The sequence below is a fragment of the Parabacteroides chinchillae genome (assembly GCF_900108035.1).
Taxonomy (GTDB): Bacteria; Bacteroidota; Bacteroidia; order Bacteroidales; family Tannerellaceae; genus Parabacteroides; species Parabacteroides chinchillae.
In genome coordinates, this window is record NZ_FNVS01000007.1 from 102749 (window position 1) to 119571 (window position 16823).

Sequence of the window (16823 nt, forward strand, 5' to 3'; positions counted from 1 at the left end):
CGAAACTCCATGTGGAAGGACTTGCCGGAACCGGAAGGCCCGATGCAGAAGAAGTTGGCGTTGTCGGTCATCTTCACCTTGCCCTCCTTGCCGGTTATGTCGATGCACACCGGGAGTCCCTGACGGTCGGTGTAGAATGTGGTGAGAGGCGTGTCCTCGCACCCTTTGAGGTGTTCCTTGAAGAACAGGCACAGTGCCGAGTCCGACAGCGTGAGGAACAGGTCATAGTCGGGATTAAAGCCGTAGGCGCAGCCCGGAAAGGAGTTGATGAACAGCTCAAGCTGGTTGTAGGCTGTGCGTGACGGCATTATACCGCACTCGTAGAGTTTGGTCTCAAGATATGAGGTGACAGGAGTGACCTTGCCGGGAGGACAGCTCACTATGATGTTGAAATTGGTGTTTACAAGAAGGGAAGAGTCAACGGCGAGGATATTGAGAACTTCCTCGATGTCGGCCTTTGCTATCTTGTTGCTCGGATCGGGCATGGAGCCGTGACGCTTCGCCTTTCCTTGCAATTTACGTAGCAGCTTTCTCTGTCCCGGTATCTGCACCACCTGATTGAACACCACGCAGTCGGCGTGAGGCACTTCGGCAAGGAATGAGAACACATCGGTAGCCACAGGATAACCGTTGACACTCATCTCGGTATATGGCTTCACTACCGAGGGGAGATTTATCTCGTCAATATCCACAAGGGGATATGAGCGGATAATGCGGTTGCCTGTCCGCAGGTATTCGTCCGAAGCCTTGAAATTTGTCATGGAGAATGGCCCGTGCTGGAAATGGAACGCCATGAAGCGGTGCAGGTACTCGTTGACCTCCGGCTTCGTCAGCTTGCGGTGGCTTATCCCTTTCTCGGTGAGAATGTCGTCAACTTTGGCGACCTTTGAATGGAAGTCGAGCCATTTCTTGGGGTCGTATTGCACGAACTGTCCGCGCTGCGCCTCCTGTGTCACTATCAGATAGGTGGTGATTTCAGTGAACTCACGGCCCTCGAAGTAATTGAAATAGCTCCGGGTCAGGAACTCGGCGTCTTCGGGTACGTCGCGGTGGTAACGCTGGCGGCAGAATATGTCCTGCTTCTGCAAGGCATAGCCTTCGCCGAGCGTTTGGACGATGTTGGCCAGCACGTCCTGAAATACCATGTACCGCTCCGAGTCGGTACACAGCCGGAGAACAGGGTTTGTCATTTCAAAGATGACAGAGGGGGCCCCCTTTGCGTCGAACAGCACGACATTACCGTCCGTTTCCTCCAACTGGGCGTATATCCCGTCGAAGACTTTTTTATTTTCCTTTGCCATTCAATGCTTGAATAAATTGTGATAAATAAAGATTCCACGGTCACGCCGTTTGTTGTGCAGTCCGCCGCGCTGCTTGACATATATTGTAACCAGCCCTGCGGCAGCCATTACAAGCATGGCGATAAACCCCGCGAGCTTTCCCAATGCGATGGAGAACACTATGAACCCCACGAAGGACACTCCTATGGCGGCAGCCGCCAATGTCAGGAAACGTCCGCGTATTCCCATGAACTCCAATGGTTTCTGTAACCCTTTGTAAACCGGATAGCCGTCGTTGTATATCGCCATGACTGTATGGATCTGCGGTTGCTTACTTGAAGAAGAGCGGAAGAGCCTCGCTCAGTGCGATGAAGGCTATACAGCCGCCGATGGTGAGCATGATGGTCTTCTTGACGTCCTGGTCGCCGTTCTGCATCTTGAAATAGACATTGAAGGCACCCACGAGGACAATCACTGCGGCGATCGCCTTCATGAGATTGGAGACAGGGGTCTGGTAGGAGCTTACCTCCTGTGTGGCTTTGGTGAAGCCTGCCGCACCCTTGCTGGCGGCCATCATGTCGGACACGGTGAGCATCACCGCGCCCATAGCAAGCATACCCTTACGGGCGAAGGCTGAGTTGCCGAGGCGTGAGATAGCACGCTGACACTTTGATTTGATTTTCTGCATATACGCTGATTGATAAGTTCTTGAAAAGGTTATCGGGCGTTAAAGGCAATGCAGGGCGTTAAAGGCAGTGTCGGGCAATAAAGACAACTTAGTTCAATAAAGGCATCGGTTCGGGGAGAGAGGTATTAGGTGATACAAAATGGTTAGCAATAAGTCAGGTTATTTCAGGCAGCGGACTCACATTTGATGATGATTTCTCCGAGGCCGGCGAGGGAGGCATCTTCAGAACTGGTGATGTTGCGGGCTTTTCTTGCAAGCTGTTCAACCGGAAGATAATTTGTCATCAGCGGCTTGGAGAGGGTAGGTTTCTCGGCCGGAGCCTTGACCGGCTTCTTGGCACTCTGTTGACCACGCTTGATTTCGATAGCCTTGAATGAGTTTGCTTCATCGGATATGTCGATCTCAGCTTCATCAGGTGTGCCGGATTCATCGGCGGCTCCCGTAGGCTTTATGAAAAGATCCATACAGACAAGGACTGCATAATATAATATGAGTACGGCTGTCAGGCAGGTAAAAATAGTTCCGAACATGATTATCAGATTATTTTTGTTGTGAATAATTGTTGTTGCGGCAAGGGAAGAAAAGTAAGGCCGAGGGATACGCCTCTGTCCTCGTGTCTTGAACAGCGTGCCATGTCAGGACTGAAAAATACGGTGTCGTTGCCACGCATGACCACATATCCGTATTGTTTGAGCCGGTTGCGTAAGATTGCCCGTCGGCGGTTGCCTGTGACCTTGACATTAGTTATCGGGGCAAGTCCTATCCTCAGGCGCAGCCTCTCACGACGTATTATCTCCTTGCGTCTGGAGGAAATGAACCGTGAGGCATCATCGGCATCGCGTTTCAGTCCCAAACGTCCGGCCATGCGTTTGACGGTACGGAGACTCAATCCTGTCAGGCGTGACAGTTCGGACTGGGAATGAGTGCGGTAATTCTCCATCAGGATTCTCTCAGCCTCCTTGCGTCTGATGTCACGTTCCTTTTCAAGTCCGAGTTCGGCTGCTTTCGCCACCACACACCTCGTACCCACACCGATAGCGGCTGCTATCCGTGTATTCGTGTCGTGCGGATACATCTCACGCAGTGTGCGGAGCATATCATAAGACCATTTGATTGTTCTCATATCCAGTAAGTTTTTATGTGTTGCCGAGTAATGACCTGTTGTTTTTCCTGAATTGCCGCAGCCTGTCAAGATACCGGTTTACAAAAGTCCTGACTATTGCGTTCACAATATCGGAGCGGCATTTGCGGTCGATGTCGCAGGCATCGAGGGAGTCCGCAAGGTCGCGGTCGAGCTTGCATATCATGCGGTCATCTTTTTTCTCCCTGAAATTATACAGGGCAAGATTCTTTCTGAAAAGCTCCCAGTCATCGTCATTGTCGGGCGACGGCTCAGGTTCGGGAACAGTATGCTGTTCCGGTGCCGGTGGCATGGTCTCCGCTCCGGGAACAAGGTTGCCGAGTCCTCCGAGCAGGTCGTTCAGTTTGGGGTATGGGGTGTCCTGGTTCATTCTTCTTCTGTATTTGGTATGCCGAATATGTCATTGTAAATATGGTCGAAGGCCGGTGAAACTACGAGCATCTGGTCGTCCATGCCGGAGATTGTGCTGAAACGGCGTAGTGTCTGGCGTTTATAAACGGTCGGTGCTATACGCACGTGTTCGCTCAGCTTCTTGTTCACGAGCTTCCATAACTCCTTTTCCTCTTTGGTGCCGACACCCTGTTCTTCAAGATTGGGTATTACATAGTGTACCGTTTTCATGGCATTTCCGATGCTTCGCCTCAATTCGACTATCATGGCGACAAATACAGCGGTTGAGGGTACGGTCAGGTTGTCATAGTGGAACGGAGTCAGCAAATAATCCGTATTGGCGAAAAGTGCCAGCAACGCCTGGTCGTTGAGACTGCCTGCCGAGTCAAACAGAGCGAAGTCCACGGCGGCTGAGTTGTGCAGGTTCTCGATCAACGCGATAAGAGCCGGCTCGTTGCTCATGCTGAAAGGATATACGTTATAAGGCAGCGGCACTCCGGCATAGGTGGCGGTGTCCGCTGTGCGTTTCTTGACGATGGACTGCTGCGGATCGGTGTCGAACACGGTCACACTGTGCCCTCTTGACACAAGGTAGCTTGCGAAAAGGGCGCACAGCGTTGTCTTGCCTACACCGCCTTTCTGATTGGCGAATGTGATTATACAGGTTGATTCCATTGATAGAAACTGTCGGTTGGTTTTTGAGCAAAATTATCATGGGCCGATTGCTAAACCCGAAATTCCGAACAGTTTTCATCATCGGATAATGCGATATTGTGTTGAAATGGCTATCTGAGCGTGTAATATAGTGGCTATCACGCACACAGTGTCACCGGATAGAAGTCACGGAAACAGGCTATCGTCTTATCGAGGACTCATCATCTATCCTGTCATAGTCCCCTTTGTAGCCTACTTCCCATTCCCTGTTCTGACCTTGACCTGACTCCACGTCATGCGGCTTCCTTATTCCGGAACCGGGCTTTCGTCTGACGGCCGCGTTTTGTTTTTTGTTCTCGACGGGATTCTTGACAAACTGGAGCCGTCTTATATCGAAGCCCTCGTTTTCAAGATTTATAAGGACGCGGGCTTTCATGTCAAAGGCATACATTTCTCCCTCAATATCCCGGATTGTAAATCCTGCACTGCGGAGTGTCTGACGGCGTATATAACCTGTGCTGCTGTCAAATATGCTCCTCAGATCTGACAGCCGGTTATTGTACTGAGTTGTCCTTGTCCCATTGATTTCCACCATGTGGGGCACAGTCACCTTGCCGATTGAACAGAGGAAGTCCCGCTCCGCTTCCGTTGCCGGAGCGAAGCACTCCACCCATTGAATACGGTTGTTGTGTCTCAGAGCCTCCCACATATGGGGGCGGAGAGGTCGGCTGTCTCTGCCTCGCCATATCTGCCCCTGTTTCACATAGGCCTTGTACTGGCGGCTCAGTATGTCGTTAAGCTCGCCGATGGTGATTTTTGGATCATTGGCTAACAGGGCGTCGATTTGTGAGTCTATTCTTGCGAACCGTTCATCAGGTGTCGCAAAATCCAGCAGCTCCTTTATCGGATATATCTTGCCTCCGTTGATGACAGCTTTCTTGTTATGGTCGATTATCATATAACCGTATGGAGAATCTTTCTTTCCGAAAAACACAAGCTCGATACCGAATTTTCTTTTCAGTTCATCGGCGAGTTCTTTCTTGTTGGCGGTCAGGTCTCGGTATTTGGCGAATATGGCGCGGAGCTGTCTCCTGCGCTGACGGTCGAATGTCGTTGAACGGTAATGTGAGCTGATTTCCTCCAGCGGTATTTTAAGACACACCGCACCGCCACGTTTTATGGATACCACTCCCTCATTGTCGTAGCACTCATAACCGAGCGAGTTCATAAGAGCCTTGAACTGTGTGATGGATGTGAATTTATAAGACAGGGCTTCTTCCATATCCCTGCGTGCTTTCTCGTTAATGTCGTTTCCAAGCAACCGCTCGACCACACGTTGCGACCTTACCCGTTCATGGTTATGGTCTATCTTGCGACCGTCCGGTGCCACACGCGATGTTATTATATGTATATGGGTGTTGTCAGTATCGGTATGTCCGTAAACCAGCAGGGGCTGTCCTTCTTCGCCATATCCCATCTCCCGGAGATATTCGTGGGCGAAGTCCAGAAGCTCCTGTTCCGTCTTTTCGTGTCCCCGGCATGAAAACGCCATGTGGAACTGCGCTTTCTTGATTCTCGGATTTTTGGAAGAGTAATTTTCAAGATAGGCCACAAGGTCGTCGGGAGTATGGTGTCCCATCATTTCGACCGCATCAAAATTTTTCATTTCCAGCAGATGTGCCGAGCCTTTGGCTACCTTGCGTTCATTATATCCGACCGCATGGAAGCAAGTGCTTGAAGGAAGTATTGTCGCTATCATGTGAATATATGATCTATCATGTGAATATATGATTAAGATAAAACACGGTTTAGGATTATGTGAGTATAAGGAACCGGGGATATATGATAATTCGGTTATAGTTGCATCAGGTGTTCGGATTTCCGTTCTTCAGTACACCGCGTATTATCTTGCTTACGACATCGGAGTGTTCGGATATGATTTTATCCATAGTCTCCTTCAAGCTATCTATGGAAGGTATCAATACCTCTTTATAATATGTCTCGCTCAACAATCCGGCTACGGAAAGTTCGTTGGCGCGTTTCATTGCCTGGTTGAGATTGCCGCCGGCCCAGCCAAGCTCGTCCTTGAATCTCCGGCAGAGCGAGGCCATCTCTTCCACGGCTTGCATACGGTCTTTCGCGTCCTTGTCGGAAAACTCCACAAGTGCGGCACGGATATACGAGCTTATGCTCCTGAACTCCTTTGAGCGGACTTTGAGCCGTTCAAGTTCGGTATCGGTAAATAGAATCTCTATTCTGTTGGTTCTCTTTTCCATATTTTCCAGTGATTAAAAATCGGCGAGTTGCGAGCTGATTTTCTCCGCCCGGCAGGGAGGCAAGTTACTTTTCTTCGGTAAAACTCCGTTTTATCCGGGGAAAAGTACAACTTGCTTAACAAATTCTGCACCATTGGCACGAGTGCCCCGATGCACTCCCGACCTCGCTTCGCACGGCGAAGTTAGCTCACTCCGATTGACCATGCACAAATTCCGAACATAATCTTTTTATCTGACAACTTGGAACACCGGTATTCAATCATAGGATAATGATTTGCCATATGTATCATATACTCTTATTATCACATACCGCTTTTATCCGATAATGACTGCCGTCGTTGCCTTGACAATCGCATTATCATATACTGTGGTATGGCTTGTGTCAGAGCATGAAATGAGGTGAAAATCAGATGAATATGTACTAAAATAATGGCTTAAAAACTTGCATAAGTCGTTGAAATTTAGTATATTTACATACTCGGAGCATTACTTCGGGCGATAGTTTGATGATGTTGGAATGGCATTATCGGACTATCTTAATATCATAATATCTCACCATGTTCGGACTTCTATTGATGATATATCTATTGCCTGTTGCGATAATTGCAGGATTGTTGCTCCGCTTTATCCGATGGTCGCTTGTAATGATTATACGTCTTGCCTGCCGGATTGTGTCTCTGGTATGGCGTATGGTTTGCTGGCTGCTTCTGCTCGGATGGAGAGGGTTGCGGTCGTTGTGGAGATTGTATCGACACAGGACTGCTCCGTGAAATTTTCTTTAAGGGAGAAAATCAGGAGGGCAGGCATAATCTTCTCCCTGCGGTGGGGTTTTTCAGGCTGGGAAGCAAGAGAGAAAAACAGTACGGATTTCGGCTGATGTGCGCCACCTTTGCCGTCACCTTGACCGACACCTTATCCGCCACTTCTGCCGCCACCATTTCAGACACCCGTTCCGACACATTTACCGCCACTGATACAGACACATTTACATACACTCTTGGGGACACTCTTTCGGACACTTATGGGGACACCTTTGGGGACACTTTTACAGACACCTTTTCCGCCACTTTTTCGGTCAGTGTGCGCCACCTTTTTCGCCACCTTTTTTGAGGCTCCATGTCACCCGTCCACAGCTCCGAACTTTTGCCTGAAAACAGGCGTTCAAATATGAGAGACACAAATTTTAATAGTTAAATATTGTTTAATAGGTAAATATTCGGATAATAAGTGTTAAATTTGTGGCATACTCGCCAAAAGCAGAAAATAAGGGCAATTTTGTCCTCCAAAATAGAGCGGAAAATGTGGTACAAACCGTGGTACATTGCTTCTCAATTACATCAAGCAACAAATTGATTATCAATAAGATAATACCACTCTCACAAAGCCCGCTCGGATCACAAAAACGCTGGACAGAAATGGACAGTAAATGTACAACTCCTACAATATCAAGGTATTGTAGGAGTTTTTCTTTGTATAATGTCTGTGACCTAAGACACGAAAAGGTCACAAAAAGACACACTTTCGTGACCAATTCGTGACCTGTCCACCCTTTAAGATTTTAGGTCACGGAATGTCCAAAATTGGCGGTTTGTTGTCTTGATTTGTCCGTACTGCAAATATCTCATTTTCAGTTTATCAATTTAAGTTTGTAACTAAAAAAAGAGATTATGAGAAGTACTTTTAAGCTACTCTATTTCGTCAAACGAAATGCAGTAAAGAAAAATGGTAACGCACCGATTATCGCACGTATCACTATTGACCAAGTTGTAGCCCAGTTTAACACCAAGTTGGAAATAAATCCGGCTCACTGGAGCGTGGAATTAGGCAAGGCTTCCGGCAGAACCGCAGAAGCCGTACACATCAATTCCATGCTGGAAAGTATTCGTAGCACAGTTCATCAACATTACCATGCGTTAATGGCGCAAGACGGATATGTAACCGCAGAACTGGTAAAGAACGCTTTTTTAGGCAAGATAGCAAGGGAACGGACTTTGATAGAGTTCTTCAAACAGCACAACGAACAGTATTTGCAAAAGGTTAAAATGAATACCGCAGACAAAACCTACTCACGTTATGAACTGACAAAGAAACGGCTTATGGAGTTTATGAAGTTTAAATACTCCGTTTCCGATATGCTCATTAAAGATATAAATGTGGTATTCATTGAAGATTTCCTGTTGTATATCAAGAATAACTATGGTTGCAGCCATAATACGGCTATGAAGTTCGTACAACGTTTTCGCACGGTAGTAAACTTTGCCAAGAATACGGGTTTAGTGACTGCCGACCCTTTCGGGAGTTATCGGGTAAGGTTTGAACGTACCGATAGGGATTATCTGACTATGGAAGAAATTACCACCATTTACAACCACGAGTTTAGCTCTAAACGGTTGGAGCAGGTACGTGATTTGTTTATTTTCAGTTGTTACACGGCACTTTCCTACATTGATGTATGCGAGTTAAAGCAGGAGGACATTCGCACCGGATTTGACGGTAATTTGTGGATTATACGGAAAAGACACAAAACAAATGTTACATCTACCGTTCGATTGCTGGATATACCAAAAGCCATATTGGAAAAGTACAAGGACAAATTGCCAAACGGTAAGATTTTACCAGTTATCAGCAATCAGAAAATGAATGATTACTTAAAAGAAATCGCAGCCATTTGCGGAATTGAAAAGACCTTGACCTACCATGTTGCCCGCCATTCGTGTGCAACTTCGGTACTGCTCGCCAATGGTGTACCTATCGAGACAGTATCTAAAATTTTAGGTCATACCAATATCCGGACTACTCAAATTTATGCGAGGATTACCGATTTGAAAGTAAGTGGCGACATGGAAATGTTGGCTCAAAAACTGGACGTTCCAAATCGTACTGCCAGCCGTTGAATTCGTGTTATCGTCAGATAACAGCAAGGTGTGATTTGTGGCACACAAATCTGTTTTCCGTGCCGCAAAACACCTTGGGCAAATTCACTCCGAAGTCGTGTTGCCAATGAAAGAAAGACATTCCCTAACTAAAGATTTTTTCGCTCGTCGGGACGGGTGGTCCCGCCCCTTGCCGCTGGGCGTTCCCCGACCGATGAGTTTATTTTTGTAATTCTGCAATCTTGTTTTATTGAAATATTGATAGCCTGATTGATTGAAAGCAAGATTTCAAGAAAACTGGATTGATTGAAAACAATAAACCATTCAATATTGATTGAAATACTGAATGGTTTATTTATTTGCAAGAATATAATTACTTGCGAAAAGAAAATAAAACTCGCATCATGTATCGTTTTCATCCATTCTTCGGAGCAGACTTTTTTGCAATGTCTCCAAATACCGAGTTCTATTTATTTTACGGCTTCGCATTTCCAAATAAGAATGATATAAATCACCAATATCTATACTGAACACATTTTCAAAATATCCTGCAATCTCTTTTAAAGTAGCCGTTCCTTTATTAAAATCCCCATTCGCTTCTAAAGCATAAATCAGTTCTACCAATGCCCTTTTAGAGCCAGTCCAACGCAAAATACTTTCTACAACCTGTCCGTTATCCGCTTTGCGCTGTACAATACGCTCCAATTCCTGCAATCTGTTAGTCAAATAGATTTTCAACAGTTCGTTAGTAATAATTTTAGCCACTTTAAAATCATATCCGGTTGAATATAGAGGGTCTTTATCAATATGGGAACTATCTGTACATATTCGTAAATCATTTTGATTTCGGGTAAAATAGTATCTATCCAAATAAGTAGATTTAGAACGGTAATACTGGTAAAAGTCCAAATTCCTACTGAAATAGAATGTTAAACTATTTAGTTCATTGTACAGATATTCTTTTTGCGCAACATCACTACCTGTTGGGAATTTGCTTTCTATAACATAAATTTTGTTGTAGTACATATATTTACTTAATACTTCCGGTTTTAGTTCTTTAAAGAAATAGATTTCTTCCGCCTCGTCCCTAAACTGATAATTTACTGTATACTTCCTAAGTTCATCACACAAAGGTCTAATAAAACGCATCATGTGTAACGCCCTATCAATCCCTATACATTCGTCAGAATTAGAAATGTTTATTTCGGTCTGTATCTGAAAGAGTAATTTACTAACGTAGCTTTTAATTGCTGCATATTCCATACTCACAACATATTGCGCTATAACACAATGTTATAAAGATAACCTAATACAATAATAAATAAGGTTATCAATCCAAAGAATATCCCTATCAGCCGCCAAGTCATTACTTTTTTCAACAGCGTAGCTTCGGGCAATGACAGCCCAACAACTGCCATCATAAAAGCAAGCGCAGTTCCTATGGGGATACCCTTAGTTACAAAAACTTCAATTACCGGTACTATTCCAGCAGCATTGGCATACATTGGAACTGCCAACACTACTGATAAAGGAACTGCAAACCAATTATCCTTAGACATATACTGCTCAAAAAATCCTTCCGGTACATAGCCGTGCATAAATGCACCGATACCGATGCCGATAAGGATATACAGAAGTACACCTTTGACAATGCCCCATGCTTCTTGCATGATAATGGGCAATCGTCTAAAGAACGGAGTATGCTCTTTTTCCCATGTTCCGGAGTCGGAAGTTGAGTTTTGCTGAATTTGTTTTACCCAATCACTCAAATAAGGCTCCAATTTCATCTTGCCCAAAATAAATCCACCTACCATACCTAACAGAATACCGCTAATCACATAAATAGAAGTAATACGCAACCCAAAAGTGCCGATAAACATGGCAACAGCAACCTCATTCACCAAAGGCGAGGTTATCAAATAGGCGAATGTTACCCCCAAAGGAATACCCCCTTTCACAAATCCGATAAACAGCGGTATGGAAGAACAGGAACAGAACGGGGTAATAGCACCAAATAAGGCTGCAAAGAAATATTGCAATCCATATAGTTTACGAGAGGTCAAATAATTGCGCAAACGTTCTATCGGGAAATAAGCATTTATAATTCCCATTATCACGCTGATAAAAAATAATAATATCAAAATCTTTATCGTATCGTAAAAGAAGAAGTTTATAGCTTCTCCTAAAGCTGTTGAAGCATCCAAACCGAAGATGTCATACACCAGCCAATCTGCAAACCTTTGTATCATAATCCTATTATTGTTTGTAATAATACGAACATATTACCTAAAAAATTAGCGGTTACAAGCACATTTAGGCAGTTCTTGTTTTTTTATCTCTGTAATGTAGAACTTGGCAAATTCATTCTTGATTTCATTACGCACTCTTTCAAATTCGCTTCTGATGAAGTCCGTTGTCCCTATTACTTCCGAGGGGTCATCAAAACCAATATGCAACCGTTTCCCTACATTGCCCTCAAAAGCCGGACACGTTTCGTTAGCACTACCGCATACTGTTATCACATAATCCCATGTATCACTTAAATAAGCAGTTACATTGGTAGGAATATGCTTACTTATATCAATGCCAACTTCTGCCATTGTCTTAACAGCCAAAGGATTAACTTTCTCAGCCGGATGCGTACCAGCGGAATACACTTGTATATTCTTATCAAACGATTGCAGGAAACCATGCGCCATTTGGCTGCGACAGCTATTTCCTGTACATAAAATTAAAATTTTCATATTATACCCAAATTTATCAATCCATAATAAATGCCAACCAAAATAAACAGTATAGCTACCATGTTATTAAACCACTTCTGAAAAGTCTGCACACGGTTATAAAACTTTCCTATCCCTGCTATACTGTATGCCAAAATCCAAGCGACAAGCATAACTGGAAGCCCTGTTGCCAATGCAAAAATGACAGGTAGCAAATACCCCTCACTTTCCATAGCTGACATGGGAATAAGCATGCCAAAATAAAATAGACCACTGGTCGGACAAAACGCCATGGCAAACAATATCCCCAACAACAAACTACCCCATGAGCCTTTTAGTTTTTCTGTCTTTTCAGTAGCGGAAAATCCGAACTTAGGTAATTGCAATTTATCTCCGAATAGCATAAACAGCCCTATCAACATCAAAGCAGGAGCAAGCAGCAGTTCCCCCCATTCGCTGATACCTTTTTGTATGGCAAACATATCTGCACCCTTTCGGAGTATTGCGATAAGTATTGCGCCTAATGCAGAATAAGCCAATACACGCCCTAAAGTATATAGAACACCATTTGTAAATATCCGGTTACGGTTATTTATATCCTTACTGATAAATCCAATAGCGGTAATGTTGGTAGCCAATGGGCAAGGACTTACAGCAGTCAACAGACCGAGCAGAAAAGCAGTAATAATAGGTATCTCACTATTATCCAACCATGTTTGCAAGTATTCCATAAAACTGTATTTATTTTAGCAACTGATTGATTTTCTGTTTTAATTCTTTCTTGAAAGCCGATGTATTGTTTCGGGCATTCTGAAAACCAAAGCGTGTCATGTCGTTACGTTCTTCTTTACCGTTCTTCCATTTATTAACATAAAGAGAAGACCAACTTACACGATATTTCTCTGCCAACTTCTCGCCTTCGGGAGTTGAAATATCTACTTCTTTGAAACGTAGTTTACCATTTTTAACCAACTCTGCCAAATCTGCATTGACCACTTCTTTCGTATATTTCTCAATGGCTTTGCAAGTTACACAACGTTGTTTCCCATGAAAATAAAGAACTTCCACATAGGTATCTGCGGCAATCTGAGCCATTCCCCAAATAGAAAACAAACAAGCAATGGTAAGGAATAAAAAGCGTTTCATCATAATCTGATTTACTTGGTTAATACATCTTTTACTTCTTTGGCAGAAAGTTTGCCCTTTGCCACAACCTTACCGTCAACAACGAGAGCAGGAAGCGTCATTACATTGTATTCCATAATCTTCATCAAATCTTCTTCTTTGGTTACTACCGCATCCAAAGCCAATTCTTTTACTACTTGTTCAACTGTTGTATACAGAGCTTTACAGCCTGCACAACCTGTTCCTAATACTTTAATTTCCATAATTTATAAATTTATTACATTAAACGTAATTCGCAAAACAACGAACATTAATATTAAAAAAAGGGGATTATCAGCAACACTCCCCCGATTTACAGATACATTGCCCGAAAAACTCCTTAAAAAGTTCACGAGCCAATTGCCAATTCTCTCGGTTGATACAGTATTTCACTTTAGGCGTTTCAACCTCTCCTTGTATAAGTCCTGCATCTTTCAACTCTTTCAAGTGCTGTGATACGGTTGCTTTGGCAATGGGAAGTTCTTCGTGAATATCCCCAAAATAACACGTCTTCTGCTTTGCCAAAAAGTGCATAATAGCAATTCGGGCAGGATGTCCCAATGCTTTGGCAAATCTTGCCAACTGTTCCTGCGTAACAGTATAATCTTTCTTTTCTTCCATATCTCGAATATTGTTCGCAAATATACGAACAATATTCGAGATAGCAAATTTCATCATATTTTTTTCAGTGCAAGGTGCAAGTGCGTATATATATATACGCTTGCACCTTGCACTTGAACTATATATATTCATAATCAACCACTTGCATAATTCAAAAATAATGCGTACATTTGAACCCAAGATGTTGGCAGACAGACACCGGACAACAGCAGACAGTTTTTAAGGACTAAAGCGTGACGGATGCAAAGCCAAAATTTCTGAAAGTACTGATATTGAGGAAGAAATAACGTTTGGTTCATAACCCAGGCGGATCACTGAAAACAAAAGAAAAATCAAGCAAATCCCTGATAATCAAGCATTATTAGGGATTTCTTTTTTCTGGCAGGTAGCAGAAAATAGCCGTTTCAAGCATATTATCGGTGGATAAATCGTGGAACTAAAATTTAGTCGAAAAAAGTCCCACGAATTTGCATCTTTCTCACTGATTCATAGTCTTTTGCATAGACTTACTTTGGAAGAGAATACATAGTTTTGTAACTTTAAAAACGATGTAAAATGGCTCGAAAATCATTTTCTGTATTGTTCTTCATCAAGAAAGGCAAATTATTAAAGAACGGAGAAGCACCCGTGTGCATGAGAATCACCGTAAACGGCTGTATGGTAGATATTTCTATCAAAAGAAGCTGTCCCGTAAATCTATGGAATCAGGCAAAAGAGAATTCAAAAGGCAAAGACCGCATGTCGGTGGAACTGAACCACTACTTGGAAATCACACGCTCGCACGTACACCAAATTTATAGAGAACTGGAAACTTCCGGCAAGGTTATCACAGTTGATCTTGTGAGAAAACTGTTTTATGGTGTGGATGAAGATAACAAAACGCTGTTACAGGTATTCAGGGAACATAACGAACAAAGCCGTAAGCTGATCGGCAAAGATTTCGTAAGCAAAACTGTTCAACGGTATGAAACCACTACCCGATATTTGGAAGAATTCATTAAGAAAGAATACCAACTATCGGATATTGCTCTGAACAACTTGGAAGCCAACTTCATTTCTAAGTTCGATGCTTTTTTGAAGATCGAAAAAGGTTGTGCGCAGAATTCAGCTATCACCCGATTGAAGAACTTAAAGAAGATTATCCGCATTGCTTTGGAAAACGACTGGATAAAGAAAGATCCGTTTGCCTACTACCGCTTCAAACTGGAAGAAACTGATCCTGAATTTCTGACAATGGACGAAATTAAAATTATTCTTGCCAAAGAGTTCACCATTAAGCGAGTAGAACAGGTACGGGATATTTTTGTATTTTGCGTTTTTACAGGTTTGGCGTTCAGCGATGTGAAAGACTTATCACCTGAACACTTGGTAAAAGACAACAAAGGGGAACTTTGGATAAGAAAGAACCGCCAAAAGACCAAAATCATGTGTAATATTCCTGTGTTACCTATGGCAGCTTCTATACTGGAAAAGTATAAAAATGTGGCAGAATGTACCGGAAAACTATTGCCTGTATTGAGTAATCAGCGCATGAACAGTTATTTGAAAGAAATTGCCGATGTGTGCGAAATTCACAAAAATCTTAGCACTCATACCGCCCGTCATAGCTATGCCACAAGCATTTGCCTTGCAAATGGCGTGAGTATGGAGAATGTTGCTAAGATGTTAGGTCATGCAGATACAAGCGTAACAAAACACTATGCAAGGGTATTGGATCAGAATATTTTCAAGGATATGCAAAAAGTAAATAGCTGCCTGTCGGAATTGGCTATATAATAAAGATAGTAGCTAATATTGAAAAAGGATTGGGAAGAATGAATTTCATTTTCTCAATCCTTTTTCTTTTATCGTAAGTTTTCCAGAACTCAATATGAAACATAGACAAAGGTAAGTTCCGTATTTAGCCTGTTCAAGTCCGAGCCTTCGGTTTGAATAAAAATCTTCCTCTTCATTTCATTCCGAGCGTATTTTTATCCAAAGACTTGCACAGACTAAATACTTCACTGGAAAAGTCAATGATTCAAATTAAATTCCGAAAAACAATGTTTTCGGGGCTGGCATGAGGAAAGCACTTTCCACTTGATTAGAGTTTAAACAAGTTTCTCATACAGTTTGAACCAATCCAGCCCATAGTTGCCAAAGCCTAAATCTACGGTATCAATGTATTCAAAACCGCATTTCTCATAGAGGGAGATTGCCGGAAGATTATTTTCATACACATCCAAACGGATGGATTTTATACCTGATTGTTGAGCCAGTTCAAACGAATAGTCCATCAAAGCACGACCGATACCCATTTTCAAGAATGAGGGATGCACCACAAAAGTACGTATCACAAAGATATGACTATAGTCAGCTTCTATTTTCCACCTTACATTATTATAGGCTTCATCGGGATGATGGTCTAAGATGATAGAGCCAGCTATCTTTCCTTGATGCCTGACAACAAAAAGAGTATTATTTTCTATGCCAGCAACTGCATCTTCACGAATAGGATAAATGCCTTTTATCCATCCGGGATAATTGGTTGTAGCTGATAGGTAATCATTCAGATCATCATACAACTTTTCTAATTCGTCAATGTCGGCAGGTGTACCGGATTCTATTACAAATTTCATAATTTCAACTGTTTGGGATGCAAAGGTATAATTCCCGCCTTAATAAAAGAGCTTTCCTTTTAAGATAGTGGAAATCATACCCTTTTAGATAGTTATTCTTTCCAGCTTTCAAAGTAGTGCTTTTGGAGCAGTTTATCAATATCGCTTTGGCGATAGATGATTTTACCTTTTATCTGGATAAAGGGGATTAGCCCTGTATCTCGCCACTCTTGCAGGGTTCGCAGACTGACATTCAGTTTCTTGGAAACTTCATTGTTAGAAAGAAAGCGTTCCCCGTTCAGGTGAGGTTTGTAATGCTTAACAATAGATTCAATACCTTTCAGCATCGAATCGAGCGAAGAAATAAATTCTTGGACTTGTGGGGTATCTTTATTTATTAGTTCCATGATTGAAAG

20 protein-coding genes and 1 pseudogene are annotated in these 16823 nt (G+C 43.1%); 3 read left to right on the forward strand and 18 right to left on the reverse strand.

Annotated elements, in window-relative coordinates; genetic code table 11:
• Window positions 1-8: 8 nt before the first annotated feature.
• The 9 genes and pseudogenes from C4S38_RS07100 to C4S38_RS07140 all read right to left on the reverse strand — a co-directional run.
• Window positions 9-1301: pseudogene (locus C4S38_RS07100) on the reverse strand (TraG family conjugative transposon ATPase); the annotation flags it as partial.
• Complete coding sequence (locus C4S38_RS07105) at window positions 1302-1589, reverse strand: DUF4133 domain-containing protein (RefSeq protein WP_103983142.1); 288 nt, start codon at window positions 1587-1589, stop codon at window positions 1302-1304.
• Window positions 1590-1611: 22 nt separating this feature from the next.
• On the reverse strand, window positions 1612-1968 hold the full coding sequence (locus tag C4S38_RS07110; RefSeq protein ID WP_016277690.1) for a DUF4134 domain-containing protein: 357 nt from the start codon (window positions 1966-1968) through the stop codon (window positions 1612-1614).
• Between the two features lie 164 nt (window positions 1969-2132).
• Window positions 2133-2498, reverse strand: coding sequence for a hypothetical protein (locus C4S38_RS07115; protein ID WP_016277691.1), 366 nt, complete (start codon window positions 2496-2498; stop codon window positions 2133-2135).
• A gap of 5 nt (window positions 2499-2503) precedes the next feature.
• On the reverse strand, window positions 2504-3091 hold the full coding sequence (locus C4S38_RS07120) for a DNA-binding protein (protein WP_103983143.1): 588 nt from the start codon (window positions 3089-3091) through the stop codon (window positions 2504-2506).
• Between the two features lie 13 nt (window positions 3092-3104).
• A complete protein-coding gene (locus C4S38_RS07125; protein WP_016277693.1) occupies window positions 3105-3479 on the reverse strand; it encodes a hypothetical protein in 375 nt (124 codons plus the stop codon).
• Window positions 3476-4174: a ParA family protein gene (locus tag C4S38_RS07130; RefSeq protein ID WP_103983144.1), complete on the reverse strand. Its 699-nt coding sequence runs from the start codon at window positions 4172-4174 to the stop codon at window positions 3476-3478. Before C4S38_RS07130 ends, C4S38_RS07125 begins: the two co-directional genes overlap by 4 nt.
• A gap of 178 nt (window positions 4175-4352) precedes the next feature.
• The gene (locus C4S38_RS07135) at window positions 4353-5912 is read right to left on the reverse strand and encodes a relaxase/mobilization nuclease domain-containing protein (RefSeq protein ID WP_103983145.1); all 1560 of its coding nucleotides are present in this window, start codon (window positions 5910-5912) and stop codon (window positions 4353-4355) included.
• A gap of 106 nt (window positions 5913-6018) precedes the next feature.
• The gene (locus C4S38_RS07140) at window positions 6019-6429 is read right to left on the reverse strand and encodes a hypothetical protein (protein ID WP_103983146.1); all 411 of its coding nucleotides are present in this window, start codon (window positions 6427-6429) and stop codon (window positions 6019-6021) included.
• A 517-nt stretch (window positions 6430-6946) separates the two neighbouring features.
• Between C4S38_RS07140 and C4S38_RS07145 the strand changes: the two genes are divergently transcribed.
• Window positions 6947-7306, forward strand: a complete 360-nt coding sequence (locus tag C4S38_RS07145; protein WP_103983147.1) for a hypothetical protein — start codon at window positions 6947-6949, stop codon at window positions 7304-7306.
• A 790-nt stretch (window positions 7307-8096) separates the two neighbouring features.
• Window positions 8097-9323, forward strand: coding sequence for a site-specific integrase (locus C4S38_RS07150; protein ID WP_103983148.1), 1227 nt, complete (start codon window positions 8097-8099; stop codon window positions 9321-9323).
• 381 nt (window positions 9324-9704) lie between these two features.
• On the opposite strand, the gene C4S38_RS07160 is transcribed toward C4S38_RS07150, so the two are convergent.
• From C4S38_RS07160 to C4S38_RS07190, 7 genes are all read right to left on the reverse strand, one after another.
• Window positions 9705-10565 (reverse strand): RteC domain-containing protein, encoded by an 861-nt coding sequence (locus C4S38_RS07160; protein ID WP_103983150.1) that lies wholly within the window; start codon window positions 10563-10565, stop codon window positions 9705-9707.
• Between the two features lie 17 nt (window positions 10566-10582).
• Window positions 10583-11551, reverse strand: coding sequence for a permease (locus C4S38_RS07165; RefSeq protein WP_103983151.1), 969 nt, complete (start codon window positions 11549-11551; stop codon window positions 10583-10585).
• A 45-nt stretch (window positions 11552-11596) separates the two neighbouring features.
• Window positions 11597-12046, reverse strand: a complete 450-nt coding sequence (locus C4S38_RS07170; protein ID WP_103983152.1) for an arsenate reductase ArsC — start codon at window positions 12044-12046, stop codon at window positions 11597-11599.
• Window positions 12043-12756 carry an aromatic aminobenezylarsenical efflux permease ArsG family transporter gene (locus tag C4S38_RS07175; RefSeq protein WP_103983153.1) on the reverse strand — a complete coding sequence of 238 codons (714 nt, stop codon included), beginning with the start codon at window positions 12754-12756 and terminating at the stop codon, window positions 12043-12045. The genes C4S38_RS07170 and C4S38_RS07175 overlap by 4 nt, the downstream gene beginning before the upstream one ends.
• Window positions 12757-12766: 10 nt before the next feature.
• The gene (locus tag C4S38_RS07180; RefSeq protein ID WP_005943272.1) at window positions 12767-13171 is read right to left on the reverse strand and encodes a nitrophenyl compound nitroreductase subunit ArsF family protein; all 405 of its coding nucleotides are present in this window, start codon (window positions 13169-13171) and stop codon (window positions 12767-12769) included.
• 11 nt (window positions 13172-13182) lie between these two features.
• Window positions 13183-13413 (reverse strand): thioredoxin family protein, encoded by a 231-nt coding sequence (locus tag C4S38_RS07185; RefSeq protein ID WP_057097471.1) that lies wholly within the window; start codon window positions 13411-13413, stop codon window positions 13183-13185.
• 70 nt (window positions 13414-13483) lie between these two features.
• Complete coding sequence (locus tag C4S38_RS07190; RefSeq protein ID WP_005943269.1) at window positions 13484-13864, reverse strand: ArsR/SmtB family transcription factor; 381 nt, start codon at window positions 13862-13864, stop codon at window positions 13484-13486.
• 501 nt (window positions 13865-14365) lie between these two features.
• On the opposite strand from C4S38_RS07190, the gene C4S38_RS07195 reads away from it, so the two are divergent.
• Window positions 14366-15586, forward strand: coding sequence for a site-specific integrase (locus C4S38_RS07195; protein ID WP_103983154.1), 1221 nt, complete (start codon window positions 14366-14368; stop codon window positions 15584-15586).
• A 314-nt stretch (window positions 15587-15900) separates the two neighbouring features.
• Here the strand turns inward: C4S38_RS07195 and C4S38_RS07200 are convergent, their stop codons facing one another.
• On the reverse strand, window positions 15901-16428 hold the full coding sequence (locus C4S38_RS07200) for a GNAT family N-acetyltransferase (RefSeq protein ID WP_103983155.1): 528 nt from the start codon (window positions 16426-16428) through the stop codon (window positions 15901-15903).
• A gap of 92 nt (window positions 16429-16520) precedes the next feature.
• The gene (locus C4S38_RS07205) at window positions 16521-16814 is read right to left on the reverse strand and encodes a helix-turn-helix domain-containing protein (RefSeq protein WP_103983156.1); all 294 of its coding nucleotides are present in this window, start codon (window positions 16812-16814) and stop codon (window positions 16521-16523) included.
• Window positions 16815-16823: the final 9 nt, after the last annotated feature.